The 26634-nt window shown below is 40.1% G+C and carries 28 protein-coding genes and 1 pseudogene; 7 read left to right on the top strand and 22 right to left on the bottom strand.

Annotation, left to right across the window (positions count from 1 at the left end; genetic code table 11):
• The first annotated feature begins 147 nt into the window (after positions 1 to 147).
• Positions 148 to 510 carry a hypothetical protein gene (locus tag AD710_RS10630; RefSeq protein WP_049627970.1) on the top strand — a complete coding sequence of 121 codons (363 nt, stop codon included), beginning with the start codon at positions 148 to 150 and terminating at the stop codon, positions 508 to 510.
• A 48-nt stretch (positions 511 to 558) separates the two neighbouring features.
• Here AD710_RS10630 and AD710_RS10625 read toward each other — a convergent pair whose 3' ends face one another.
• Positions 559 to 1179: an FMN-binding negative transcriptional regulator gene (locus AD710_RS10625; RefSeq protein WP_049627969.1), complete on the bottom strand. Its 621-nt coding sequence runs from the start codon at positions 1177 to 1179 to the stop codon at positions 559 to 561.
• 116 nt (positions 1180 to 1295) lie between these two features.
• Here AD710_RS10625 and pdxR point away from each other — a divergent pair, with 116 nt between their 5' ends.
• Entirely contained in the window at positions 1296 to 2678 is a 1383-nt protein-coding gene (pdxR, locus tag AD710_RS10620; protein WP_049627968.1) for a MocR-like pyridoxine biosynthesis transcription factor PdxR, read from the top strand.
• A 30-nt stretch (positions 2679 to 2708) separates the two neighbouring features.
• On the opposite strand, the gene AD710_RS10615 is transcribed toward pdxR, so the two are convergent.
• Complete coding sequence (locus AD710_RS10615) at positions 2709 to 3998, bottom strand: Na+/H+ antiporter NhaC family protein (protein WP_049627967.1); 1290 nt, start codon at positions 3996 to 3998, stop codon at positions 2709 to 2711.
• A 223-nt stretch (positions 3999 to 4221) separates the two neighbouring features.
• A complete protein-coding gene (locus AD710_RS10610) occupies positions 4222 to 4626 on the bottom strand; it encodes a MerR family transcriptional regulator (protein WP_047478556.1) in 405 nt (134 codons plus the stop codon).
• 159 nt (positions 4627 to 4785) lie between these two features.
• Here AD710_RS10610 and AD710_RS10605 point away from each other — a divergent pair, with 159 nt between their 5' ends.
• Positions 4786 to 5835 (top strand): NAD(P)-dependent alcohol dehydrogenase, encoded by a 1050-nt coding sequence (locus AD710_RS10605; protein ID WP_049627966.1) that lies wholly within the window; start codon positions 4786 to 4788, stop codon positions 5833 to 5835.
• A 57-nt stretch (positions 5836 to 5892) separates the two neighbouring features.
• Here the strand turns inward: AD710_RS10605 and AD710_RS10600 are convergent, their stop codons facing one another.
• Both AD710_RS10600 and AD710_RS20050 read right to left on the bottom strand, forming a co-directional pair.
• Positions 5893 to 6855 carry an arsenic resistance protein gene (locus tag AD710_RS10600; protein ID WP_049627965.1) on the bottom strand — a complete coding sequence of 321 codons (963 nt, stop codon included), beginning with the start codon at positions 6853 to 6855 and terminating at the stop codon, positions 5893 to 5895.
• A 363-nt stretch (positions 6856 to 7218) separates the two neighbouring features.
• Complete coding sequence (locus AD710_RS20050; RefSeq protein ID WP_016937123.1) at positions 7219 to 7605, bottom strand: hypothetical protein; 387 nt, start codon at positions 7603 to 7605, stop codon at positions 7219 to 7221.
• 191 nt (positions 7606 to 7796) lie between these two features.
• On the opposite strand from AD710_RS20050, the gene AD710_RS10590 reads away from it, so the two are divergent.
• Positions 7797 to 8327: a DinB family protein gene (locus AD710_RS10590; RefSeq protein ID WP_231595049.1), complete on the top strand. Its 531-nt coding sequence runs from the start codon at positions 7797 to 7799 to the stop codon at positions 8325 to 8327.
• Positions 8328 to 8443: 116 nt separating this feature from the next.
• On the opposite strand, the gene satA is transcribed toward AD710_RS10590, so the two are convergent.
• The 4 genes from satA to AD710_RS10570 all read right to left on the bottom strand — a co-directional run bounded on the left by satA (position 8444) and on the right by AD710_RS10570 (position 12332).
• Positions 8444 to 8965 carry a streptothricin N-acetyltransferase SatA gene (gene satA, locus AD710_RS10585; RefSeq protein ID WP_045926968.1) on the bottom strand — a complete coding sequence of 174 codons (522 nt, stop codon included), beginning with the start codon at positions 8963 to 8965 and terminating at the stop codon, positions 8444 to 8446.
• Positions 8966 to 9310: 345 nt separating this feature from the next.
• Entirely contained in the window at positions 9311 to 9871 is a 561-nt protein-coding gene (locus AD710_RS10580; RefSeq protein ID WP_016937126.1) for a cupin domain-containing protein, read from the bottom strand.
• Between the two features lie 419 nt (positions 9872 to 10290).
• A complete protein-coding gene (locus AD710_RS10575; protein WP_049627964.1) occupies positions 10291 to 11328 on the bottom strand; it encodes a flavin-containing monooxygenase in 1038 nt (345 codons plus the stop codon).
• Positions 11329 to 11390: 62 nt separating this feature from the next.
• Positions 11391 to 12332: a cation diffusion facilitator family transporter gene (locus tag AD710_RS10570; RefSeq protein WP_049627963.1), complete on the bottom strand. Its 942-nt coding sequence runs from the start codon at positions 12330 to 12332 to the stop codon at positions 11391 to 11393.
• Between the two features lie 207 nt (positions 12333 to 12539).
• Here AD710_RS10570 and AD710_RS10565 point away from each other — a divergent pair, with 207 nt between their 5' ends.
• The gene (locus AD710_RS10565) at positions 12540 to 12962 is read left to right on the top strand and encodes a VOC family protein (protein WP_047478530.1); all 423 of its coding nucleotides are present in this window, start codon (positions 12540 to 12542) and stop codon (positions 12960 to 12962) included.
• 77 nt (positions 12963 to 13039) lie between these two features.
• Here AD710_RS10565 and AD710_RS10560 read toward each other — a convergent pair whose 3' ends face one another.
• The 6 genes from AD710_RS10560 to AD710_RS10535 form a co-directional block, all read right to left on the bottom strand.
• Positions 13040 to 14386 (bottom strand): FAD-binding oxidoreductase, encoded by a 1347-nt coding sequence (locus tag AD710_RS10560; RefSeq protein ID WP_045925201.1) that lies wholly within the window; start codon positions 14384 to 14386, stop codon positions 13040 to 13042.
• Positions 14387 to 14730: 344 nt separating this feature from the next.
• The gene (locus AD710_RS10555) at positions 14731 to 15072 is read right to left on the bottom strand and encodes a hypothetical protein (RefSeq protein WP_047478525.1); all 342 of its coding nucleotides are present in this window, start codon (positions 15070 to 15072) and stop codon (positions 14731 to 14733) included.
• Between the two features lie 519 nt (positions 15073 to 15591).
• Positions 15592 to 16725, bottom strand: coding sequence for a diflavin oxidoreductase (locus AD710_RS10550; protein WP_053102065.1), 1134 nt, complete (start codon positions 16723 to 16725; stop codon positions 15592 to 15594).
• A gap of 134 nt (positions 16726 to 16859) precedes the next feature.
• Positions 16860 to 17108 carry a ferredoxin gene (locus tag AD710_RS10545; RefSeq protein ID WP_049627962.1) on the bottom strand — a complete coding sequence of 83 codons (249 nt, stop codon included), beginning with the start codon at positions 17106 to 17108 and terminating at the stop codon, positions 16860 to 16862.
• An 81-nt stretch (positions 17109 to 17189) separates the two neighbouring features.
• The gene (locus AD710_RS10540) at positions 17190 to 18389 is read right to left on the bottom strand and encodes a cytochrome P450 (RefSeq protein ID WP_049628794.1); all 1200 of its coding nucleotides are present in this window, start codon (positions 18387 to 18389) and stop codon (positions 17190 to 17192) included.
• Positions 18390 to 18505: 116 nt separating this feature from the next.
• Complete coding sequence (locus tag AD710_RS10535) at positions 18506 to 19333, bottom strand: oxidoreductase (protein ID WP_049627961.1); 828 nt, start codon at positions 19331 to 19333, stop codon at positions 18506 to 18508.
• A gap of 187 nt (positions 19334 to 19520) precedes the next feature.
• Here AD710_RS10535 and AD710_RS10530 point away from each other — a divergent pair, with 187 nt between their 5' ends.
• On the top strand, positions 19521 to 20087 hold the full coding sequence (locus AD710_RS10530; RefSeq protein WP_049627960.1) for a TetR/AcrR family transcriptional regulator: 567 nt from the start codon (positions 19521 to 19523) through the stop codon (positions 20085 to 20087).
• Positions 20088 to 20659: 572 nt separating this feature from the next.
• Here the strand turns inward: AD710_RS10530 and AD710_RS10525 are convergent.
• The 4 genes from AD710_RS10525 to AD710_RS10510 form a co-directional block, all read right to left on the bottom strand.
• Positions 20660 to 21646: a helix-turn-helix domain-containing protein gene (locus tag AD710_RS10525; RefSeq protein ID WP_049627959.1), complete on the bottom strand. Its 987-nt coding sequence runs from the start codon at positions 21644 to 21646 to the stop codon at positions 20660 to 20662.
• A gap of 217 nt (positions 21647 to 21863) precedes the next feature.
• Complete coding sequence (locus AD710_RS10520) at positions 21864 to 22208, bottom strand: alpha/beta fold hydrolase (protein WP_156187163.1); 345 nt, start codon at positions 22206 to 22208, stop codon at positions 21864 to 21866.
• Between the two features lie 44 nt (positions 22209 to 22252).
• Positions 22253 to 22792 (bottom strand): alpha/beta fold hydrolase, encoded by a 540-nt coding sequence (locus AD710_RS10515; protein ID WP_082197874.1) that lies wholly within the window; start codon positions 22790 to 22792, stop codon positions 22253 to 22255.
• Positions 22793 to 22858: 66 nt separating this feature from the next.
• Entirely contained in the window at positions 22859 to 23677 is an 819-nt protein-coding gene (locus tag AD710_RS10510; protein ID WP_049627956.1) for an oxidoreductase, read from the bottom strand.
• A gap of 400 nt (positions 23678 to 24077) precedes the next feature.
• On the opposite strand from AD710_RS10510, the gene AD710_RS10505 reads away from it, so the two are divergent.
• Positions 24078 to 24764 carry an NAD(P)H-binding protein gene (locus tag AD710_RS10505; protein ID WP_049627955.1) on the top strand — a complete coding sequence of 229 codons (687 nt, stop codon included), beginning with the start codon at positions 24078 to 24080 and terminating at the stop codon, positions 24762 to 24764.
• A gap of 597 nt (positions 24765 to 25361) precedes the next feature.
• Here AD710_RS10505 and AD710_RS10500 read toward each other — a convergent pair.
• The 3 genes and pseudogenes from AD710_RS10500 to AD710_RS10490 form a co-directional block, all read right to left on the bottom strand.
• Positions 25362 to 25547 carry a hypothetical protein gene (locus AD710_RS10500; RefSeq protein WP_016937132.1) on the bottom strand — a complete coding sequence of 62 codons (186 nt, stop codon included), beginning with the start codon at positions 25545 to 25547 and terminating at the stop codon, positions 25362 to 25364.
• 109 nt (positions 25548 to 25656) lie between these two features.
• On the bottom strand, positions 25657 to 26022 hold the full coding sequence (locus AD710_RS10495) for a cupin domain-containing protein (RefSeq protein WP_049627954.1): 366 nt from the start codon (positions 26020 to 26022) through the stop codon (positions 25657 to 25659).
• A gap of 65 nt (positions 26023 to 26087) precedes the next feature.
• Positions 26088 to 26524, bottom strand: a pseudogene (locus AD710_RS10490) (DinB family protein).
• Positions 26525 to 26634: the final 110 nt, after the last annotated feature.

The following is a 26634-nucleotide window of genomic DNA, read 5'->3' as shown; positions in this document are numbered from 1 at the left end:
AAGAAAAAGCGGTGAAAGTTCTTAAGAAATCTTAAGATATAAAAAAGACGGCGGGATTTGCCGCCTTTTTCAGCTGCCGATTCTTTCAGCAGCGGTAAAACCATGTCATAATTGATAGACATAATTGCGCTATAGGCAGGTGAACACATGAAGAAGTATTTATATAAACACCTTTTGCTGGCTCTGATTTCGTCCGTTTGCTTTTTAATGATCTTTTATTTTGGTTTAAGAATGACACAAGAAGACACACCGCCGTTGTCTTCTTACCCGTTTTACCTTTTTATTTATCTGTACATAGCAGCCGGTTATTTGACGGTCGGCCTTTTGTCAGCATGTATGACTGATGTCTTGAAGAACCGCTGGACATTGAATAAAACGTCTTCCATTCTATTGAAACTTATCGTTTATTTACTCATAACATATGCTATTTCCCGTTCTTTCTTCGTTTTATCGGCGCCGTTGATTTATTTGCTGTTTGAGTCGTTATTCATCCTGAGAAAAGCTTCATAATCAGAAAAAAACATACCGCATGCTGCCGGTATGTTTTTAAGATGCGTATCAATTTTTTGCAGTGATCCGCTTAATGTTTTCTTCCATCAGGCCGGAAATGAGCTGTTCGTTTGTGTGCGGGATCTGTTTGAGCTGTTGTACGACCATTTTCTGTCTTTGTGCTGAATGATTTTGACTCAGCTTCGCTTGCCCCTCTATTTTGCTGATTTTAATTTTAAAGCCTTTTACCCCTTTGTTCATGCCTGACAGGAATTTCGCATCGACATCCTCTAATTTGTAGGGGCTGTCGGGGCTTTCGTATTTCAATACGAGATCGCCCATCGAATGCACGGTTTCTTCCTCATCCAAAAGCTCTGCCTCCCCGTATACGTGAACCGCCACATAATTCCATGTAGGAACAGCCCGATTCGTCTCATACCATTTGGGCGAGATATAACAATGAGGCCCTTGAAAGACGGCTAATACACTTTGGCCTTCAATCTCTTTCCATTGAGGGTTCGGCAAGGCAAAATGACCGTATAAGCATTCGTTGTCCTTGCTCATCATCAATGGCAGGTGGGTTGCATACGGCATGCCTTCTGCCGTTGAAAACAGTGCTGCGAAACCATACTCTTTAATAACATCGTACGCTTCAGCTTCACTCAGCTGAAATGGAGCGGGAATATACATAAAAACTCTCCTCCTGAACTTGGATTGGTAAAGCGCTTTCCGCTATAATAAAATACCAACTGACATTTAAAAAGGTACAATTTCGAATAATTGCGCATGTCAGAGGAGAACATCTGATGAAAAATATGATTTTCGCTTTCAAAAGCGACACCCCGAAATACAAACAAATTTACGAGCAATTTAAGACATTGATTGAGCAGGGAACGATTCAGGCAAATGAGCGGCTGCCTTCGATTCGGGAGCTGGCAGATTCCCTGCGTGTAAGCCGTAACACGACACTGATGGCCTATGATCTGCTTTTCGCGGAAGGATACATTCGCGGCGAAACGCGCAAAGGATATTTTGCAAATGAAATAGAGCCCTCTTTATTTCAGCAAGAAAACGATGTTGTTTACGCAGAGAAAACCGAATCAACTCAGCCGGCCCTGATTGATTTTCGCGCCGGAGCCGTCGATCAAAAGCATTTCCCTCTGAAAACATGGAGAAAATTATACAATCAAGTTTTGGCATCAGAGAAAAGCTTTCTGTACGGTGAACCGTTCGGCGAGAGAAACTTGCGTGAACAAATTGCCGCTTATCTCCTGGAATCACGCGGGGTGAAAACAGATGCGGATTCGGTTATCATCGGCAGCAGCACACAGCAGATGCTGATTTATCTCAGCCGGATTCTGAAAGAAGATTTTTCCGGAGTTATAGTAGAAAACCCGGGCTTCGACGGTGCCAGAGAGGCTTTTCAATTTCACGGGCTTTCTCTTGAAACGATACCCGTCTATGAAAACGGAGCTGATTTTTCTCAATTGCATGCAATGAAAGAAAAATTAATCTACGTGACTCCTTCCCACCACAGCCCTTACGGCGTAAGCATGTCCATTCAGCAGCGCCAAACTCTGATCAATTGGGTGAATAAAAGAGAGGGATATATTCTTGAAGATGATTATGACAGTGAATTTCGTTATACGCAGCAGCCGTTTCCCGCCCTTGCTTCCATTCAGTCAGACCGGGTGATTTATTTAGGGAATTTCTCAAAATCCTTTCTTCCGGGCATCCGCATAAGCTATATGGTTTTGCCGCAGCGCATTTTGCATCGGTATAAAAAACGTTTCATTCATTTCGAAAGCACCGCTTCTTCGCTTCACCAGCTGACCATGGCTGAATTGATGAAGAACGGGGAATGGACCCGCCATATTAAGCGCATGCGCACTGTCTACAAGCGTAAGATGCAGCACTTGACTTCACATATCAAGCAGCAGTTCGGCGATCATGTGACGGTCATCGGCGAGCAGTCCGGATTGTATATATTGGTGAGAGTTCACTTGAACTGTACAGAAGAAACGTTAATTGAGCGCGCTCTTCAGTACGGAGTGAAAGTATACCCTACCTCCGTTTATTTCGTTGCCGGAAAGCCTGAACCGCCGATCATAAAGTTAGGTTTCGCCCACCTCGATACTGAACAGATCGCACAGGGCGTGCAGCTTTTGAAACATGCTTGGCTGAGATGAAAGAAAAAAGGCGCCGAACGGCGCCTTTTTTTATTTCGTATTCCTTGTGAATTTCGGCAGGCCAAACATAATGGCGATAATGCCGCAAATTCCGATTAAAACGGGGTAGAAAGAATATGGCAGGATGCTGACGGGGGAAATATTCCCGAATTTCCCGGCCGATAACAGCTGCGCGCCGTAAGGAATCAGTCCTTGCACCATGCACGAAAAGATATCCAGAATACTTGCCGATTTTCTGTTGTCGATCTTAAATTCATCAGCGATATTCTTCGCAATCGGACCGGCTGCGATAATGGAGATCGTATTATTGGCAGCAGCCAGATTCGTCACGCTGACCAGTCCGGCAATTCCGGCTTCGGCGCCTTTTTTCGAACGGATTCGTTTCGTGATGAATTCCAGTAAAAAGTCGATCCCGCCATTTTGTTTCATCACGCCGACCATTCCGCCGATCAGCATGGACAGGATGATCAGATCGCTCATTCCGGCAACTCCATCCGTAATCGCCTTAAAATAAGAATCAAACGTCAGGCTGCCGCTCGCTAACCCTATGATTCCCGTCAAAACCAATCCGCCGAATATGACAGCCATCACATTAAAACCGATTAACGCGAAGACCAACACGGCGACATAAGGAAGCACGTTTATCCAGCTGTAAGATGCAGCACCCGCATGGCCGGCGTGGCCTGCCGGAATAAAAAATAAGATAATAACGGTTAAAATAGCAGCGGGCAAAACAATCAGAAAGTTCGTTTTAAATTTATCCATCATTTGTGTTTTTTGCGTCCGCACTGACGCAATGGTCGTGTCCGAAATAAAAGATAGATTATCTCCAAACATAGCTCCGCCGACCACGGCTGCCATCGTAATCGCGCCGGAAATGCCAAGCTCCCCGCTCAAACCGGCGCTGATTGGCGCAACCGCCGCAATCGTGCCCATTGATGTTCCCATCGATATAGAAATGAAACAAGCAATGATAAACAGCCCCGGCAGCAAAAACTGCTGCGGAATAATGCTCAAAGCAAGATTGACAGTTGAATGCACCGCTCCCATCGCTTCAGCCGCTGAAGCAAAGGCACCTGCCAATATAAAAATCATAACCATAATGATAATATCAGGATGTCCCGCGCCGGAAGCAAACCATTCTATTTTTTGATTGAGCGATTTCTTCCGGTTAAATAGCAGCGCAAAAGCTGATGCAATAATCGCGGCAATCAAGATCGGCAATTTATAAAAATCTCCGGTCACCAGACCAGAGCCGACGAAAAGCCCTACGAATAAGACTAAAGGCAATAACGCCCAAGGGTTCTTTTTATTGTTCATCTGGGTAAACCACCTCTTTTCAGCATTAAAGTCGCTAATCACAGTCTAAGCAACATTTCACACTTTAAAAGTCTGCAGTAAAAAAGTCAAGCTGAAAAAAAGATAAGTAAAGATTGGTAAGATAGGAAAAACTGTTTTGTCTCCTCTCTTTAGAAAATAAAAAAACCAAGGTTCGTTTCCCTTGGTACATTTCATGCGGCCCGGCGCCCGGGACATCTACTCTTCATTCAGAAATATATTCAGCTTTCAATCTGTTTTTAAGTTTCGCTTCATTTTTGAGGATGTCTTCGTAATCTTCAATCTTCCTGTTTAATCGTTTTATAGTTTCATCAATTTCCCTCTGTTTCTCCGTCAGCCTTTTCCTTTCATTGATAAGGATGTTTTTTCGGGGTTCAATCGTATGATCGGCTCCTTCAATAAATAAAGCGGTATATTCAATCAGCGCCTCAATCGACAGCCCGGCACTTCTCATGCATTTTATAAATTGAATCCAATTCACATCATCTTCGTCATAATCGCGGATGCCGCTTTCATCGCGTTTTACCGGAGGAATCAGTCCTATACTTTCATAATACCTAAGCGTCGCGGCTGATAACTCAACCTGCTTTGCAGCCTGCGCAATTTTCATCTTCTTACCACCCATCCTTCATCCCTTTCATAAGCGTGCCATTATAGAATATCATTTCATAAAAAAATAAACCAAACCCCTTGACTTAAAGTCCGCTTTAACCTTTAAAGTAAAACCGAACAGAGGATTCATCACTTTATCTTGGAAAGGAAGATAACCATGTGCAATAATCATCCGACTCGTGTATTAAGCGCTCCGCATGCAAAAGCTAAATTTGAGCGGACGACGATTGAGAGAAGAGCATTACGGCCGCACGATATCCTGATTGATATTAAGTACAGCGGGATTTGTCACTCAGACATCCACAGCGCATTCGATGAATGGGGCGGCGGAATCTTTCCGATGGTTCCCGGGCATGAAATTGCCGGAGTTGTGGAAGCCGTGGGTGAAGAAGTCACCAAATTTGCCGTCGGCGACCGTGTGGGTGTCGGCTGTTTTGTAGACTCCTGCGGGGAATGTGAATACTGCCTTAACGGAGACGAACAATATTGCACAAAAGGCGTTGTTCAGACCTACAATAACCTGGACTACGACGGAAATCCTACGTACGGCGGCTACAGCCAGAAAATAGTTGTCACTGACAGATTCGTTGTCCGGATTCCGGATCAGCTGGATTTGGATGCTGCCAGCCCGCTATTGTGCGCGGGCATTACCACGTATTCTCCGCTGAGACACTGGAATGCCGGTCCCGGCAAAAAAGTGGCGATTGTCGGAATGGGAGGGCTCGGACACTTAGCCGTTCAATTCGCGCACGCTTTAGGCGCAGAGGTCACCGTCCTCAGCCGCTCAATGAACAAAAAAGACGAAGCTCTTGAATTTGGAGCCGATCATTACTTCGCGACAAGCGATCCGGATACATTCACTGAGCTGGCCGGACATTTTGATATCATTTTAAATACGGTATCCGCGAACCTTGATGTAGATGCCTACTTATCCCTGCTTCGCATTGACGGTACATTAGTAAATGTAGGAGCGCCTGCTGATCCGGACTCATACAGTGTGTTCTCCTTAATCACGGGCCGCCGCAGCATCGCGGGTTCACTTGTCGGCGGTATTCCGCAGACTCAGGAAATGCTTGATTTCGCCGCCGAGCACGGCATTGCTCCTAAAATTGAAGTGATTCCGGCCAATCAAGTCGATGAAGCATACGAACGGGTTCTCCAAAGCGATGTCCGCTACCGTTTCGTCATTGATATTTCAACTTTATAATCATCAAAAAAACATACCAATATTTATTGGTATGTTTTTTTCAGCGCAGATTATTTTTTATTTCAGCAGCCATTTGGGCACCGCTTTTATATAAATCAATTCGCCTATCAGTTCAACAATCGTCTGTGTAACGATAACAGCTGCGGCTAATGAGGCCCAAGCATCCGGCAGAGCCAGCGCTAACGGAAGGACTGCGAGAGAATTTCTTGTGCCCGTGCTGAAGATCAATGCTCTTCCTTCGCCTGTATCCAGACGGAACACATATGCGATAAACCGGGAAACAAACGGCATCATGAGCAGGAATAACAGATAAATCGGAATTACACGTATAATGACCTCAAAATCACTGTATACCTTGCCGATTTGTGTGGCAACGACCGCCAGCAATACGAGAGCCATAAAAGGAACAGGCAGCCAGGCCGTCCACTCTAACACCCTTTCTCCAGCCGGCTTCTTATCAGCCCACAATTGTGTCATCACTGCCGCCAGCAGCGGTCCCGCTATTAAACATAAGAATGCTTCCAGAAACGGCCCGGCATGAACAGCCCCTATAACTTCTTTCCCGATAAACAGCCACAAGTATAACGGAAGCAATACCATCTGAACGACGAACAAAACCGGCGTGGAAGCCAGTATTAATTTCTCATTACCTTTCCCGAGCTGAGTAAAGACGATGACGTAATCAATGCAAGGTGTAAGCAATACTAAACAAACGCCTAATAATACAGGAGGAGATTGAGGAAAAATGGCGATCAAACCCCATACAACAACAGGCACAGCTAAGAAATTACCGATCAGTAAAGCCGCCATAAACTTGAAGTTTGAAATGGCTTCCCTCAGCTTCAAGAATGGGATCTGAGCAAACATGGCATACATGAGAACAGCGATTAGCGGTGATATCGTCCAGCCCCAGCTGAGTCCTGAATCCTTCCCGGCGATCCCCGCTATTCCTCCGATCACAAGAAACACACCATATATCCAAATTTGCTGATTTTCTAATGTCTCTCTGGTTATTTTCATTGACCGGCACCCCTTCCCGCCCATTATACCTTCTTTTCTGATGCTCTTGTTATTACTGGCTGCATGAGTATATTTCGCCTCGACTTTTTTGCAAATAATGGTTATCGAGATAAAAATAAGTTGGGAATATGATAACTTGCTTAAAAATCCTATTCTATTGGTTCTGTTATCAGTTGCAGGATTTCTGGCTTATATCAGCCGGACCGCTGAATTATCAGTTCCTATTAGTTGGATCGTTTTATTACTGGGTGTTGCTTTGTCATTTTACAGCGCTGTATGTCTGGCAGCATAACTAAAAATTCCCGGAGAAAAAACAAGCATGTAACAATATGCTTGTTTTTTTACTTATGCATGATCAACCTTCTAGCCGTGTTTTGTTTTAACATCCTTATTCCTTCCAATGAATAAGGTCACGGCAACACTCGCTAAACTGACCAAAGTCCCCAGAACGGCAGCAAGAATTGTCAAAAAGCCATGAGGGATAAGAAATCCAATTGGAATGAGCCCCGCAAACGTGAGAACGATAAAACATTGATAAACTCCGGATATGATTCTCACAATCAAGCTGCCAAAAAAGGACATCACTAATGGGGGAATGAATAAACATAAAATGATTCCGAGTGAGATCAATAAAATCATAGGCTCATCAAAAGAAATGACATGATCGCCGGGAGACTCTTCAGCAGCCGCGAATACAGCAAATACAGACATTATCAGCGTAAGAAAAACAAGAAAAAACCTTTTCAGCAACGTTTTAACTCCTTTTTATAAAAACGGGTATCCTTTTTTAATTACGATAACCATTTTATGTTATTAAATGTAATAATACGAAGTCGATTGATGACTGAATCATAATAAAACGTGTCATTCTCTGGATGACTTGACAAATAACAGTAATAAGGCAAACTTAATATAAAAATTGTACTAATGAGGTGGGGTTAATGATTTTAGATTTAAAAGGTGAAACACACATGGATCATGTTGTGGGGATGCTCTATTCTGCCGTTAATGAAAATTACAGCCGCTTAAAAACCATAGTATCTGACATGTCACAGGAGGAGATTGATTTTAAAGGACCAAATCAAAAATACAACAGTACAGCTCAGCTAATAAAACATTTAGCATATGTTGATCTCTGTTGGATATTTAGAATTAAGGGTGAGCCTGTACCAAAGGAACTGGAAGAAAAGTATGGACCAATGTTAGATCAAAACAATGAGATTCCTTTCATTTCCGGTGTGTCATTAAAACAAATTCTCTCTGATTATGATGAGATATTCAGCATGTTTAAGTCTGTTTGTTATCAGTTAACTGACAATCAACTGAATCATACAGTAGATTATGAAGCTGGAAAACTAGCAACTATTCAGTGGGGGATATGGCATATAGCAGATCATAATAGGTACCATCAAGCTCATATCAATCAACTTCACAAATGGTTTGAAGAAGAAAAACAGAAACTTGGCAGTTAAGTGAGATTGAGCAAGGGTCTGCTCCAACTGCAGCTAAATTTATTTCAAATTCCCTTTAGATTATAAATTTAGAATCAATGCCAAACAATTAACCTCTCATCACCCTTAAGCGGCAGTTAAAATTGATAATACCAAAAAATCGCGATCTCATTTGCCGTTGAAAAGTTGGAATAAAGCATAGTATCAACTGCGCCTATTACAAAACCGTGTTTAGCATAAAAATGACAAGCTGATACATTAATATCTTGTGTTTCAAGCATGAGACCGCAAAAATCATTCTCCTTTGCCCATTCAATCCCTTTATTTAATAATGCCGTTCCAATACCATTGTTTCGATAGTCCTTTGCAACCGCAATGTCCTCTATCAGCGCATATCCATTCCAATTAGAACGTATTTTAATCCGGCCGATGCAGTTATTTTCATCATAATAGAAAAAGACTGCTTTCCCCTCTTCTTCAACGTAACTGACGTCAATTTCGTCATCTTCATATTTCTTAACATAAGGCTTAGAAAACCGTTCCTCAGTATATGTCCAAACATTGTTTTCAAGTGCGGGTATAATTCTCCCGAAAACAACCAGAGGTTCATTTGGTTTATTGAAGTCTTTCATATGAAACGAAGTCATTTTAATGATCATCTCAATCTCCTTCTCAACGAGATTACATTCCACCATTTCCATTATATGTTACTGCGCAAATAAATCAATAACGTTTGCCAAATGAATGAAGAAGCAAAAAAAGAGGGTCTCTTTCTTTGCTGAAAAGCCTAATCAAGAAGGCTATTGGACTCGTGCCGGGGTATACCGGAGAATTTGAGGCCGTTAAAACCGATACATTGCCCGCAGCGATCAAAGACCGATTTAAGGAAATTAAATCCAACAAAAAATAAGCCGATTCATATTAAATCGGCCTTATTTACCGTACTCTTGGGCATCCAGAAAGGCGTAACCCCAGTTTGTCAAACCTCTGCAGCATACTTTATGCTAACCTTCTGCAGCCTCTGCATCTGCCTTAGTCGCATGAACCGTACCAAATGGATGGTTCGGAGGCGCATAAATTGAATATAGTTTTAACGGCGTATTACCCGTATTAATCACATTGTGCCAAGTGCCGGCAGGTACAACAATGGCAAAGTCATCATAGACATTTCTTTGGAAAGTTAAATTTTCCTTGCTCCTGCCCATTTTAACGATTCCCCGGCCTTGCTCAATCCGTAAGAATTGATCTACGTGGGGGTGGATTTCCAAACCGATATCTTCTCCAATGCCGATACTCATCAAAGTAATTTGAAAATGTTTTCCTGTCCATAAGGCAGTACGGAACGTGTGATTTTGTTTTGCGGCTTTATTGATATTCACAACAAATGGTTTTGGTCCATAATCTTTCAAGAGAAGGTTTCTATCTTCGTATGAAGATCGCAAATCATCATTTCGGTCTGCATACCCCATGTCGTTTGGATAAGTCCAATAAACAGATCTTCCATCGCTATACATCGGTACATTCACACAATAATAACATTGATGCGAAAAAGGTATATAATACATTTTTCATCCCCGCAATTTTAAATTTTTGTGATATTATCCTATGCTTTTTGTAATGAGAGTGTGCCACAGCAGAAACGGCCACAAAACCTGTTTGCATAAAAAATACCAAAGGTCTGCAACTCTTGGTAACACTGTTGCAGCCGGGAAACTTGAACCTGCCCGGGGTATGCACTCACCAGTCCGACAACCAAGAGATATTGTGTTTTCTGTTCCACAAGCCGATTAAAACAGCGTTTTTGGCAGATTTCCTTACGCCGCGCAGTTAGCTCGGGAAGTACGACAGAATGTTGCACAATCAGTGAGTCAGGGATCTTCTTATTAATAAGTCAAAAGATTTTTTCGGCTTTACACAGTCACATAACTGGACTTATTCAATACAAAAAAGAGCAGTAAACCCGTAAGTTACTGCTCTCCTCAGTCTATCCACCGTTCATTTGTTTTACAATGTATTCAGCATCATTTCCTACACCTTGAAGCAGCGCTGAACCTCGCCTATGCTGCCAAGGCAAACCAATAAAGTACAATCCTTTCACAGCTGAAACACCCCGGTGATGTATAATTCGGCCTTCCTTATCCAAAACACCTTCTATTTTCATCCACCAAAGCGGATTCTTAAAACCAGTTGCCCAAATAACATTGTTAACTTCTAATGAAGATGAATCTTTAAAAATGATTTCATTTTGCTTTCCGGCTATGACTCTTTGTTTTAAAATGATCTTCTTCTGTCTTATTGCATGTTTTAATTCATACCCAAATATGGGGTCGCCTTTCTTTTGAATGAACTTGCCTAATATTGATGTATGACTTGCATGTAAAACTCCTAATTTATCAAACCACCAAAAGATGCTTCTATTTCCAATCCATAAAGGGAAATAAACCGGTTTATTACTGCAAGCCAAATATGTAACTCTTTCTTTGGATAATTCAACAGCTATCTGAGCCCCGCTATTCCCGCCGCCGACTACCAGTACATTCCCAGGCGCCAGTTGTTTTGAATGTTTATATTGTGAAGAATGTAATTGATGAATATGACCGGCTACATCCTTTGATATTGATGGAATGTTAGGGGTATGAAAAGGACCTGCGGCCATCACAAGATTCTTCGTTTGATAATCTTCCCGGTTTGTTTTTATTAAGAAATAGTTGTTTAATTTTTGGACACTTATTACTTCTGTCCGTAATTGGATCGGGATTTCAAATCTTTCAACATATTTTTTCAGATAAGCAGCAATTTCATTTTTTGAAGGGAGCCCATGCTTGTCTCCTTCAAGATGCATTCCAGGCAAAGAGCTGTACATTCGAGAAGTAAATAAAACCAATGAGTCATACCGGTTTTTCCAGCTTTCTCCCACTTCATGACTTTTATCTAAAATGATAAACTTTTGTTTCGACTTCTTTAGATAATATCCTGCTGAGATTCCTGCCTGACCGGCTCCGATTACTATCGTGTCGTACATATGAATCCCCTCCGGTTTTATCTTAATTGTCAGAGAGACAAAGTGAGTCCCTATCTCCTCCTTTAATGATGATGGTGGCCGTCCGTCTGCTCAATTTTTGCCTGACAAAGGATTGCATTGTCGTGATTATGCGCTGCTGTTTCCATTTGAATCGTTACATGCGTAATGCCTTTATCTCCAAGCTCATGTTCAATTTTGCGTAAAATACTTTCGCTTTCTGAAATGGTCAGCTGATCGTCAACAACAGCGTGGCAGGAAAGAGCATTCAATCCGCTTGTGATAGACCATATATGTAAATCATGAATATGCTGAATGCCCTCTGTCTCTTCAATCGTATGGATGATGTCAGTCACGTCAATATTTTCCGGGGTTCCTTCCATTAATACGTGAATGGAATCTTTCGTCACATGATAACCGCTTCTTAAAACAAGAACAGCTACAATGACACTGGCCAATGGGTCTGCCCAGCCCCACCCGAAGAAGATGATAAGCAATGCAGCCAGAATGGCACCTACAGAGCCGAGCATATCACTTATTACATGTAAATAAGCTCCCCTTATGTTCAGGTTATTCTTTGTATCTCCGCCGCTCAGCATAATCCAAGCGACCAATATATTCACAGCTAACCCGATGATACTAATGATAAGCATGCCGGTTGTTGCCACTTCTGGCGGATGAGAGAAACGTTTGATTGCTTCATAAATGATATAAAGGGAAATCAATATTAAGGCAACACCGTTTATCACAGCTGCGAGAATCTCAAATCGTTTATAACCGAATGTCTTATTATGACTTGCCTTTTTTTCGGCCAATTTAAAAGCAATCAGAGCAACCATTAATGAGATTGAATCACTCAGCATATGACCGGCATCTGACAAAAGCGCTAAACTATTGGTTACAAATCCGCCTATAGCTTCTATTATCATATAACCTGTAATCACGATAAAAGAGATCAATAAAACCTTCTTATTGGACCCGCCGGCGTGATTGTGATTGTGACCCATAAAAAATCTCCTCCTGCATTTATTATTCCTTTTCTGTTATGAAGCATTCTAACATGTACACAAAAATAATCATATATGATTATGTGCTCATATACGAATATATAGGTTCTTTACTGAAATGTCAAAATCTTTTTCTATATGATGCTGCAGCGCAATAATGAAACTTGATATCATTTTCTTATCATCAGCTTGGGAGGTTATATTTTTATGAAACCGCGGGTTACAGTCATCACTTTAGGCGTAGATCATCTGGAACGATCACTTCGCTTCTATCGGGACGGCCTCGGACTGCCTACTGAGGGAATAGTCGGAAAAGAGTTTGAACATGGCGCTGTTGCCTTTTTTGACTTACAAACAGGACTGAAACTGGCCATTTGGAATCGTAAAGACATCGCACATGAGACAAACGTTGCTTTAACTGCACCAAGCCCGGCAGAATTTACATTAGGACATAATGTTACGAGTAAAGCTGAAGTCGATAAAGTCATGGAACAGGCAAAACAGGCAGGAGCGACGATAACTGATCCCGCTCATGATACTTTTTGGGGCGGGTACTCCGGTCACTTCCAAGACCCCGATGGACACTTATGGGAAATCGTTTGGAATCCGCACTGGGATGCAAGTGAATAACCAAATTTTATAGCAACAATAAAAACACACCTGAATGTTCTGGTGTGTTTTTTATTTTGTTTCCCAAAACGATCAAACTATTTATACGATGGCGGGATGCTTTGCGGAAAATGAAATACATTTTCGGGATCGTATTTCGCCTTTATTCTTTGAAGCCTTGCAAAGTTTGAGCCATAATATGCTTTTCCGAAATTTTCAATATTCTGATCCGGAACATTGACGTATGAACCTGTTACATATGGTTTCAACAGCTGACGCACTCTTTCAACTGATGCAAGGTTCGAGGCTTCTTGTGATTTATTTTTCCAACTGGCCGTCCATTCCGTATAAAACAATGGCCGGCGCCAAAAGAAGGCTGTTTCGCTGCTGGGAACTCTGCTTATCGCACCGCCCCAATTGATAAAAAAGAAATTTGTTTCTGTCCCGGTGGCTTTTTCTAAAAATTGTCTCATCACTGAAATAGGTTTTTCAGGCCAAAGATTTAGCGCCCACGCCGAGGAGAATTTAACACTCTGATCAGATCTTCCCGGGATCGGTTCATCAGGGTCCAGAAAATCTATGCAATCCGGATAGTATAATGTTTTGATAATTGTCCGTGTCGGGGTTCCGGCATTTAATAAAGGTTTTAATAATTGAATTAGCTCAGGTTTTGAACCGAGGAACAATCCTTCCACATGGCACAAGCCATTTACTTTGCTGTAAATCTCAAGGTAGCACCCCAATCGTTCGTCTGTAAACGGCGCCCACTTTTGCCAAGCTTTAAAGACCGTCTCCAACTGCTCCCATGGCCAAATAATATTAAAGACGGTTGCGGTTTTAGGAGCACGGTGAACTTTGAACGTGTATTGGGTATTATATCCGAAGTTGCCTCCCCCGCCGCCTCTGGAAGCCCATAGTAAATCTTCATTGTGAGATTGATTTGCTTGAATGATCCTGCCTTTTGCATCTACCATTTTCAGTGCGAGAAGGTTATCACTTATCAGGCCGATTGATCGTGAAAGCACTCCAAACCCGCCGCCCATCGTAATTCCTCCGATTCCCACTGTCGGACTGTCTCCAAACGGAGCCATAAAACCGTCGCGGGCCAATCCTTTCACAAGCGGGCCGACGTGAATGCCGGTTTGAACGGTTGCAATCGCGTTTTTTTCGTCTAATAAAACTTTATTCATATCACTCACATCAATAACTATTCCATCACTTACGACTGAAAGGTTTCTATCCAGAGCATGGCGGCCGCTTCTGACACGCAAAGGCACATTATTCTCACGCGCCCATTTAATCGCATTACTTACATCGTATGAATTTTGTGCAAAAACAAAGACAAGCGGACAGACATCAACATAAGGGTTCCAATTCTTAACCGCCTGTGCATAGCCGGGGTCCCCTTTGAAGATGACGCGCCCTGTTAACTGTGTTGATCCCATCTATTTCACTCCCCATAAACATTTGATTCCGATTCCAGTATATGCAGGATTTAGACAAATTCTTAGACGGATGATCTGCTGACTTAAAAATAAATAGAAATACGCGAAGATGATATAAAAACACAAAAAAGACAAGAGCGGCAAGTTGCCGAAACTCTTGTCTCTCCTATCTTTTTAATATGATAGGCGTGATATACTGACCCGGCTATGGAAGTTAATAGGAAAGTTTTTGTTTGCCCTGCTATGCGTCCTTTTTGCCGCACCAGCTGAGTAATCTTCCTGTTTGATCCTCCAACAAGAATCTTTTTCTTTATCGTTTTTGCAGCCTTGGGCCGGAATTTCTCCTATTTTTTCTTCTTGTGTTTCCGTTTGCAATCATGTTTTTTCTCTTTCTTATGATGTTTTTTACATTTCGCTTTTGCTGCTGCTTTTGCTGCTTTTGCCGCTTTTACCTTTGCTTCTGCTGCTAGTCTTTCTGCTTCTGCTGCTGCTCTTGCTGCTTCTGCTGTTCTGGCTCTTGCTTCTTCCGCTCTTGCTATTGCCTCTTCCGCTCTTGCTCTCGCTTCTGCTTCTCTTGCTGCTTCTGCTCTCGCTTCGTCTTCCGCCATATCAAAATCATGGCCAAGGTCACAGGCTTCGTCGTATGGTTTTTTCTGAACGTGATTCTCACCTGGGTTATAATACATGAACTACCACTCCTTCTCATATTTTTTAATCTCTACATACTATGTAAAGAAAGAACTGCAGCTTGGACTGGTATTTTGATGAACCGGCACATTTTAGGGAATTTTCATTTTTCGATACAAACAGATTCTGGATGCTTGACTGATATTGACCGTATAAGAAAAGAAAAACATGTTTTTAAGGCACTTTCTATCATTAAAAGTGAATACAAGATTACTGCTCCCACCAAAGACTGCAAGTTCTACTAGACGTAAGAGTAACGGACACAAAAAAGACCAAGGGACTAAAACCCTTGGTCTTCTTAATGCGGCCGGGACTTAACGATAAATTAGTTTTCAAACTGTCCGAGTAAAAAAGGAAAGTTCTGTTCTTCCTTTTAGTCCCTAGCTTGATCTTCTGCAATTTTGAAACCGGCCATTTCGTTTACAAAGTATGGAAGATTATTATGGAGTGAAAACTTCATAAAAAAAGACAACTCCATCACATTGTGAAATGGAGCTGCTCTCTCTAACTAATCACTATTAATATACATCACGTTGATAACGTTTTTGTTTTTTCATGGCTGCCAGCTGTTCTTCAGCTTCCTCACGGCTCATGTTTCCTTCTTCTTCAATAATGGATATCAATGTTTCATGAACGTCTTTTGCCATATACTCCTTATCTCCGCAAATGTAGAAATAAGCTCCGTCTTGTAACCATTGATACACTTCCTTGCTGTTTTCGAGCATTTTATGTTGTACATATACTTTTTGTTCTGTATCACGAGAGAACGCTTTATCTACCTTTGTAAGTACGCCCTCTTCTTGATACTTCTCTAACTCGTCTTGATAAAGGAAATCGGTTGCTGAATACTGATCTCCAAAGAATAACCATGTTTTCCCGCTTACTTTATTTACTGCACGTTCCTCAATAAAGGAACGGAATGGCGCAATCCCTGTTCCTGGACCAACCATAATAATATCTGTTTCTTCCGATTCCGGCAGATGGAAGTGCTTATTGGGTTGGATGAAGATGGGAAGCGTATCCCCTTCTGCTGCACGTTCTGCACATTGAACCGAACAAACTCCTTTTCGATCCCTATCGTAAGAGTTATAACGTACAACGCCTATTGTTACATGTACTTCATTCGGATGTGCAGCTAAACTGCTGGCAATCGAGTAAAGACGCGGCGGGGTTTTTCTTAAAAGAGCTGTGATGTCTTGAGCAGAAGCTTTCCACGGACCAAATTCACGTAACAAATCCAGTAAATCGCGTCCATACATATATTCCTTTATTTGACTTGCATCTTCAGAAGTCACAAGTACTTTTAGCTCTTCACTTTCTGTGAATTCTGCTGCTTGTTGTAAAATTTTCTTCGTTAGTAACGTAATTTCGAAATAGGTTGTTAAGGCTTCCTTCAGCGGAAGCGTATCGCCTTTCTTATTAATCGTTATAACCTGTTCTCCGTCCCACTGCATTTCTGCCAGAAGTTCAGCTACTAATTCTGGATCATTTTCTGGTACGATACCCAGAGCATCACCTGGAACGTAAGAAAACCCTGAACCTTCTAAGGATAATTCAATATGTCTTGTTTCTTTATTAGAGCCCTCATGGTTTAAATTAATATTTTTGAGCACCTTTGCTGGAAAGGGGTTGTTTCTTGAATACTCTGGCATCTTTCATCTTCCTTTATTCGATATATAGTAGATTGTATAAACCTCAACTCTAAGTTTAACACTTTCAATGGGTGCGTTGATGGTTCACTTACTATAGCTTTTCTTAGGTTTTCATCCCTGTACTTATGAAGGCTTTACTCAAATTTAAGAGGATCTCCATCGAATGGTTCATCTGCCACTTTAATCGCTTCTGTTGGGCAGCCTTCGAAGGCTTCCATCAGATCGTCCTCCAGTACATCCGGCACCTCGGCTGTCCCTTGATTATGATCCGGAATAACAAAGGAAAGCCCTTCCTCATCATAATCATAAATATCCGGTGCTGCGGCTCCGCAAGCTCCGCATGCAATGCAAGTTTCTTTATCTACAATCGTGTACTTAGCCAACTTCGGCTCACCTCCGTCTCCTTTTGTATATCCTGCCCTCTACGCCCTCTATTGGATTTCTGCGTCCTGCATGTTGATGGATTATTGTTTTACAAGTACAGGAAAACTTCTTAGTCCATATACGGCACTGCTCTCGATTGGATCCAGAGTAAACCCTTCTGGAAGAGAGATAGAAGAATATTTTTTAATTAATGCCGTCATCGCAATATTTGCTTCCATACGTGCTAAAGGCGCTCCTAAACAAAAGTGAATTCCGTGCCCAAAAGCGATATGAGGATTTGGTTTACGATGAATATCAAACGTCGATGCATCTTTAAACTTATTTTCATCACGATTCGCTGAGCCAATCCATACAATAACCGTTTCACCTTTTCGCAACTGTTGACCGCCTATCTCTGTATCCCGTATCACCTTACGTCTGAGAACCTGTGCAGGTGAACGATAGCGTAAAGATTCTTCAACCATCGAAGGAATAAGAGACAAATCATTTCTTAGTTCATCGTAAACTCCTTCATTTTCCAATATACTAAAAACAGCATTTGTTAGGAGATTAGTTGTCGTCTCGTTTCCGGCTACTAATAAAAGGTTACAGAAAGGAATCAATTCTTTCTCCGATATTTTAAGAGTTTCTTCTTCTGCCCGTATAAGGATTGAAATAAGATCGTTGCTTAAATTTTTTCGTTTTTCCGCGATAATCGTTTGAAAGAATTCTTCTAATTCTCTTTCTGCTGTTTCTCGGGCAGTTAAAAATTCTTTCATGTCTTCCTCTTTACTGCTTTTTGGTGAACTGACTAAGACATCAGACCATTGTTTAAATTGATCCATATATTCAGAAGGTACGCCTAACAACTCAGAAATCACTATAATCGGAAGAGGATGGGCAAAGTCTTTATAAATATCGATTTTTTCTTTTCCATCCATACGCTGGATGAGTTCATCCGTAATCGCTTGAATGCGCGGCTCCCACTCCTTCATTACGCGCGGGGTAAAGCTTCGGTTAACAATCGATCTTATTTGAGTATGTTTAGGCGGATCTTGATTAATCAATGTTTTGCCGATGGAACCTTTATTTGTTGAAAAGTGACTTGAAAAGGTTTCTTTTTCACTGAGCACTCTTTTTATATCCTCGTAAAGAAAGACACTCCATATTCCTGTATTTTGATCATAGTAAACAGGAGACTCTTTTCTCATCTTTTCATACCAAGAAAAGGGATTATATGCATCAACTTTGTCGGCTCCTCCTTTAATGTCGTTTATCGGTAAAAATTGTTGACCTTTCATTTCTTTTTTCAATGTTAACACTCCTTTGATTAATACCCGCAGGTTGTGCGATTCTATGTTTTTTAGTTCTTGTCTATCTTAATAAAGAACCATTTCATCAAATTCAAAAGTATCTTTTACTTCAGCTTAAACATTCTATAAAGAATGCCATCATACATGCGGTCAGATACTAGTTTTCTCAGTGTGATCAGAGGTTTTGCAAACTGTCCGGCTACATATCGAGTCCTTGGCTTTTTTGATTCAATCGCTCGTAAGACAATTTCTGCGATGACTTTTGGAGAAGTCGATTTTGGTGACCTTTTTGACATATCTACGAAGGCTTTTGTCATCTTTGCATATGCTGTATGACCAGAAGTTTTTTGAACGTTCTCTAAAGTAATATCGTTCCATTCACTCTCAATTGATCCTGGCTCAATAATCACTACATCTATCCCAAATTGAGCAACTTCAAAACGAAGACAATCAGAGTAGCCTTCCAATGCATGCTTTGTCGCATGATACCATGCACCTAATGGAGTATAGACTTTTCCGCCCATTGAGGAGTTATTAATGATCTTACCTGATCTTTGCTCTCTCATATGGGGTAATACTAATTGGGTTAAACGGCTTAGTCCGAAAAGGTTTACTTCAAACTGTCTTTTCGCTTCATCTAGCGGAACATCTTCTACAGCCCCATAAGAGCCATAGCCTGCATTATTAAATAACACATCGATTCTTCCTTGTTCCTGAATGATTCGGTTTACACCATCGATCATAGACTGTTCGTCTGTCACATCCATAGCTAAAATCTCTGCACCTTTTACTTCTAAGTCTTTCATCTTGTCTACACGTCTTGCCGCTCCATAAACAATATACCCTCGTTCTAGCAAGAGCTCCGCAGTCGCCTTCCCCATCCCTGCGGATGCCCCCGTAATTAAGACCACGCCTTTTTTATTCTGAGTCATACCGTCCATTCCTCCAGGAAGAGATTTGTTCGACCGATAAAATGTAACACATGTATCAAGATACACACTTGTATCACTCGTTAAGGTGAATTATAATGAATAGGAGAAGTTCAAGTCAATATATTGAGAACAAGTGATACATATTTGAGAATATGAGACATTTGTTTTGATAAGGAGATCATGATGAATGAATAACGAAAAAAGTAATAATCCTATTTCTATCCGTTCAAGGAAATGGATTATTGAAGCATTGTTAAAACTAATGGAAGAAAAGCCTTATGATAAGATTTCGATTAAGGAAATTTCAGATAGAGCCGGACTGGTACGAAAAACTTTTTATCGTAATTTTGACTCTAAAGAAGATGTGCTTTACGAATATATTTCAGGGTTAATGAAGGAGACTGAAAAAGCATTTGAATCTTTAGAATCACTCACGCCTTACTCCATGTCTTATGCCTACTTCGAGTTTTGGTATGAACATGTCGATTTTTTAAAGCTTATTTATAAAAATAATCTTTTTATTATGATTCTCAAGCACTTGAGAATATATGCACCTACTGTATTTGAAAAATTTAAAGCTCATGTAATGAAAGATTTTGATGATACGTTTTTAAAGTATTATAATGACTTCCATTCCGCAGGCATTTGGCACATGCTTGAAAAATGGATTGCCAGCGGCACCCAGGAAACCCCAAAGCAATTAGCTCAAATTTACTCTGATATTGCATTAAATAACCCTCATTTGAAGAGCTGATTAACTGTCATACGCCGATTCACAAAGTTTTCCTTATATCTTTATAATGAGGTGAAGGTCAAGGGACAGTTGTCTAAAAAAAAGACAGCTGTTTTTTAATGATTTGCAAGTAATCAACATTCTATAATCCTTAGCTAAAATATCTTATAAAGAATTCGACGGAAGAAAAGCGTTACAAATTACTTGCTGCTGAATAGTACGATTTGAATATTAGAGGCTGAAAAAGAATGTGAAACATTTAGAGGAATACGCCCCTGCGGTATTTTAGAAATTCAAAGCTGACTTAATGAAGGATTTTGAAGTATTATTATGAATTCGATTCTGCGGAATTTGACATACTTGAAAAGTGGATCGATACGGAGAGAAAAGAAACACCAGAGCAGTCAGCGCAAATTTACATCAATTACAACAAAAGGTTCATAGACAGAAAAAGAGGAGTAAACACATCATAGTCTACTCCTCTTACTTCGTTTCTTTCCCATAATCCGGTGTTAAGCCTAAGCGATCCTGATTGCCATCGGCCGGTATATCATCAGCAAAAATTCCGACCGCTTTAAAATGCTGTTCCATCATTATCCCTCTCTCTTCTCAGTGTTCTCCTTTTTATACTGAGAGATTGTCTTGCCTGTCCATTTTTTAAAAGCTCTGGAAAATGAACTAGGGTCTGCGTATCCTACAAGATACGTGATCTCATTCATGTTTAAGCTATCATTTTGCACATAATTCAGCGCAAGCATTTTTTGTGTTGCTTGTAATTGTTGATTAAAGGCAGTACCCTCAGCACTTAAATTGCGCTGAAGCGTTCTAGGACTGACTCCTAATGAATGTGCAATCTCTTCTAATGAGAAGTTACCGCTAGGTATTGCTTGAAATAAGGCTGTCTGAACAGTACTTGAAAATGACCTTTGAGCTGAGAGCTCTGCGAGTTTATTTTTTAGTGCCGGCTCTAAATATTGCCACATGCTATTATTTTGGGTTAAAAATGGCCGATTTAAATCTTCCACTTTAAACACCAGCTGATTCTCTTCCCCTACTTCTGGCACAGCTCCTACATACCCTTCAATCTGTCCTCCATATTCAAATGGGCCGCTGATCGTGAGCGGGTTAATGTCCGCACCGCTTCCTGTCCTTAACAGACTAATCAAGAGCAGCTGTTCATTTAATAGCGCAAAGCGCGGAAGTTTCTGCTCAGGATAAATAAACGAAAAGTGAACACTAACCACCTCTTCGAGCGCTTGTACACGAATTGAAACAGGACCAATCAGCTTCTTGTAGGTGGCAAACCGGTGCAGTGCTTCTATACCATTTTGGGCAGACAGCGCTGCAAAAATAGGCGGCATAAACATGTTAATGTTTTTAACTTCGCTAAAAGCTAAAAGTTGCTCGTCCGTTACTAAAAGATCAAATTCATGTAATAAACGATAGTATTCTTGATCAGTAACGACAAGTTCCTCTTTCCAAAGTAAGTTTGGAATCCCCGCACGGCGCAATAAATCCTCCATAGAAAGTCCTAAGCTCAAAATAAATTCTTGAAATTGAGTAGTAATTGTTAACTTCATTTTAAAAACTTCTTTCTAAATTGATTAGCTTACGTTCTTCATCATAAATTTAAGGCTCTAACTGATAAAACAGTGTACATAAACACTGTTAGTTTTATACAAGGGCCAACTGAATAATGAATTTTTAGTTTTCTCTTGTGAAACAGCAATTGAAATGACCGGCAGTTTTATAGCATACTAGAAGAGCATTGATTTCTTATATCCGCAGCATCTGCCTTTATCGGCTGCTATGGGTAGTTCTTTTAATGCTGTAGTTATTAATAATCCTTTCAAACGATTTAATTAATAACTTAGCAAGCTGTTTAGGGGATTGGTCAGGAGGCCAATGAGTTCCGTCTTCAATGATTTCAAAATTATATGAGCTGTTTACATAGTTCCCTGCCAATTCCGCACCCTTTCTTTCTAATGAAACATCTTTGTCTCCCCATATATGAGTGGTTGGAACATTTATGTTAAGTGCTTTTCCGAAGAAAGGCATTGCTCTGTACCAATTTATCCCCCCTTTTAACGCTCTCTCTTTAATCATTTCTTGTTCATACCTATTTACAAGTTCGTCATCCATCCCCCCATTTTTAAGCATTGTATTTCTCAAAGAGCGCATGTTGGTTAATAGGAATTCAGGTATAAGAGGTAACTGAAAAAAAGCATATACCAAGAATGGAAAGACTGTTTACTTAAAAACAGGGAACGAACAAATGCTTTAGGATGCGGTAAAGATACAGAAGTCCACGTCTTAATAAACTTGGGATATTTACCAGCAACAGTCCACCCAACGAAAGAACCCCAATCATGACCTACTAAATGAACGGGTCCTGTAATAAGCTGTTTGATTAGTTCAACAACATCCATTGCTAATTCTGACACTCTATAAGCATAACGTCCTTTTGGTCTGGCCTCTGGGGAATATCCTCGTTGATCCGGAGCAATTGTACGATATCCAGCTTTGTTTAATTCTTTCATTACGTTTGACCAAGATGAAGCCCTTTGTGGAAAGCCATGTAAAAGGACTGCAACTTCTCCATCTATTGGGCCTTTATCAATAACATTAAAAGTCAATCCATCACGTTTAAAGAAATTTATTCTTTTTACGTTATTCAAATCTATTTGCTCCAATTCTAATGATTTTGTTGATTGCTTTACTTTCACTGATCTATTTTTTCATTTTGAAAAATACGGATTTCGGTCATTAATAATGGTGCCATCCCAAGTCAGTCAGCTGGCATTCTTCATAATAAAATCAAATACTCTGTCCGGCAAAATAGTGTGCATGAACACTAATGGTTTTGCACCAAAACCTACTAAATAGCGAGTTTTAGGTCTTCTCTTATTTATCGCTTTTGAAATAGCATTTGAAATGACCGACGGATTTGAAAGCATATTAGATGAGTATTGTTTTCTCATACCCGCAGCAGCTTTCTTTGCGGCTGCTTCATAGGCTCCCCCATTTGCTGATTCTTCTAAGTGATCAGCGGCGATAAATCCCCAGTCTGTTTTTATTCCGCCTGGTTCAATCAACACAACATCAATGCCAAATTGTTTAACTTCCATTCGTAAAGCATCACTGAATCCTTCCAGCGCATATTTCGTCGCATGATACCATGCGCCCATGAAACTTGTCAGACGTCCACCCATTGAAGAAGTATTGATGATTCGACCTGATTGTTGTTGTCGCATATGCGGTAAAACAATCTGTGTCAGCCGGGCAAGACCAAAGAGATTTACCTCAAATTGGTTTTTTGCTTCTTCGATCTTAACATCCTCTACAGCACCATAAGAGCCATAACCGGCATTGTTGATTAATACATCGATTTTACCTTCAGCTTTGATGATTGTTTGAATGGCTTTTTGCATAGATTCTTCATTTGTTACGTCTAATTTTACTGCAACTACACCCACCGCAGATAATGGCTGGATTTTTTCTGCCCGTCTAGCAGCTCCGTATACTTTATGTCCTTGTTTTGCCAACACTTCCGCTGTATGATAGCCAATTCCGCTGCTTGCTCCAGTAATCAAAATAACTTTTTTATTCATATCTATCTTCCCCCCATTGAATTTATAGTGTAATCATACATTCCTATCATGAATAACTATATAGCTAAAGGCGTCAGTTTTTTGATAATACGCGCCATCTGAAGTTACAGAACTGTAAGGGTTTAGAAATAAAAATAGAAAAGCACGGCTTCTAATGGCTATTAGAATCAAACCAGTTTGTAATAAAATAAAAAATGAATACAATAAAGCCTAGGAGAACGAGAATATAATACTCAAAGAATAAATTGGATTTGTTTTACATCTGAAGCAGGTATGAGAAGACAATAGCAAAGCCGTTTGGAGAGCATAAGCCGAACTGACTGTCGTTAAGGTGGAGTGAGAAAGGCGAACACGAAAGCGATTAGTTTTGAAGACTTAAACCGAATTGGAAGTGATCATATTGAGTGACAAAAAAGCTTTAGTCGTTGGAGCAACTGGTTTAGTTGGTACTAAACTAATCGAAATCCTCCTGAAAAACGAGTCATATAGTGAAATTATTGTATTGGCTAGAAAACCACTTGAGATAGAGCATGAAAAACTCAAAGTACTTAAAATTAATTTTGATCATTTAGAAGATGAGTATCCAGCCGAAGAGGTAACAGATGTATTTTGTTGTTTGGGTACAACAATAAAAAAAGCGAAATCAAAGGACCAGATGTATAAAGTTGATGTCGAATATCCATACCAGATAGCGACACTGGCAAAAAAGAATGGCTTAAGTCATTTTTTATTGGTGAGTGCTATGGGGGCAAATCCTAAATCGAACATGTTTTACACTCGAATAAAGGGCGAACTGGAGGACAAACTCTTATCTTTAAACCTACCTAAGCTTTCCGTATTTAGACCTTCATTATTAATCGCTGATCGAGAAGAATTCAGATTAGGTGAACTTATTGCTGTAAAATTAGTTAAATATACTTCATGGGCTTTTCCTCTATCCATTCAAGCTAAAATGGGCATAAAACCAAGTGTGGTTGCACATGCAATGAATCAATCCGCTCTTAGAGATAAGGAGCCTTTAATGATTTATGAATCTCGTGACATGATACAGATTGATAACAATTATCTCTCACAAAGAGTTAATTAAATATAAACATAACTGAATGTCAAGGTTAGTCGTTTCTCAAGTTGCTATGTATGAAACTTGTTTATGTTTACGCTATTGTTCCTCAAATGGTGAAAGTCTTTTGGTGATGCCCAAAAGCCGTCTTCGACGAGGAAGAGAAAACATTAACGCTTTCTGATCCAAAACGGATACAGCTTGTTGTTAAATGTTCCAATCCAACAACACGTTATGGAATGTGATGAGAAACGCTTAGGACATAGTTCCGTTTCTTTACAATGAATACTTAAGAACATCTTTTTCCTAATAAACCGACGGAAACTGCCGACCGCTTATTTTAAGTAACTGATGAGTTATAGTGAGCAAGACTTCCATAGCCGTATTTTCTACACAAAAAATAATACCAAAGGCCGTTAAACCCTTGGTATTATTGAGATGCGGCCGGGAGGACTTGTGCTTCATGGATATTCCTCCACTGGGTCTTAAACATTATAATCATATCACTTGTTATGGACGTTTATTTTCATTGCGCTTTCCAGGAATGATAAAAAGGATGCTGCACGCTGCAGCATCCTTCTGTACCAACTTTTTATTGAACGATTGGAAAGTATTTTTTGACTTTTAATTTGCTTGCTGTGTTTGTTTTACCGGTTCTTTGCTAAAAAGTCCAACAATGTTCCACAAGACAACTACTGAAGCTATTATTAAACGAGTAGTATTAACTTCTTGGTTAGTCAATAATTTATAACCATATATTGATCCCAGTGCAACTATACAAAAAATATTGAACCATTTACTCCAACGCAATTAGAAAACTCCTTATCAAATGATAAAATTTCCAAACAATACATTATAATATCAAAATTTTTCAATATTTAACCTTAAACCTTTCTTAATTTCGGTCCATCATTACGGGCTAGATCCAGACATCATTTTCAGCTGTTTGATCAGTTATTTCTTCCCCGGTATTCACAACACCTTTAGGCTCTACAAGCAAAATTTTACACTCTGATTCTGCATAAGGTTTATGTTCAGCATTTTTCGGAATGACAAACATTTCACCTTCATTTAATTTTACTTCTCCATCACGAAATTCAATGATTAAATTCCCCTCAATCACAATAAAGACCTCATCTGTTTCCTCATGCTTATGCCAAACAAAGTCCCCTTGTACTTTAACAAGTTTAAATTGATAATCATTCATTTCAGCAATTACTTTTGGAGACCATTGGTCTTGGAATGCAGCTAATTTCTCTTGAAAATTAATCGGTTTATAATTCATTCTTTCTCCTTCCCGTGTAAAACTAAAGACATATATGTCCGCCTTTGTTCTTCTCCTGATTTTAACTAGTCCCAAATGAAAGGCCGCTCCACTTCAGCAGTTCTGAGATAGTCTAAAAGCTGACCGGTATGTACTGACTCATGATAAGCAATCCTTAATAACATGTCCCCCAGTTCACGGACGTACCCAACATCAGACCTATCAATCTTTATATTTGTTAAATCTGTTTCATTTAAAGATTTGATGAATGTCAAAAACTCGGTCCGAAACGGTTTTGCAAATTCTAATTCTCCGGGTGCTGTGGTAAACGTTTTTGATACATAAGGATTAGGAGATTCCTCTGAAGGCTCATTCATATGTTTTAGTAAAATTTGATGGTAAAGAAATTCTGCTTCTAAAACATGTTTTATCATTTCCTTACACGACATGGCTTCGGAATCCGGGCGCCAGTCAATCTTTCCTTAGGGATAGCTGTCCATAACTTGATGCTTCTCCGTCTCACTTATTTTTAAACCATTCTCCTTCTTCTCGGAAAAACCTCTTCAAATAAAGAAAATATTTTTTCCCAACCCGCTGGATTGATAAATTTTTAAGATAAAGAGATATCCATTC

This window comes from Bacillus sp. JFL15, assembly GCF_001184225.1.
Lineage (GTDB): Bacteria > Bacillota > Bacilli > Bacillales > Bacillaceae > Bacillus > Bacillus siamensis.
This window is presented reverse-complemented; position numbering and strand designations above follow the sequence as displayed.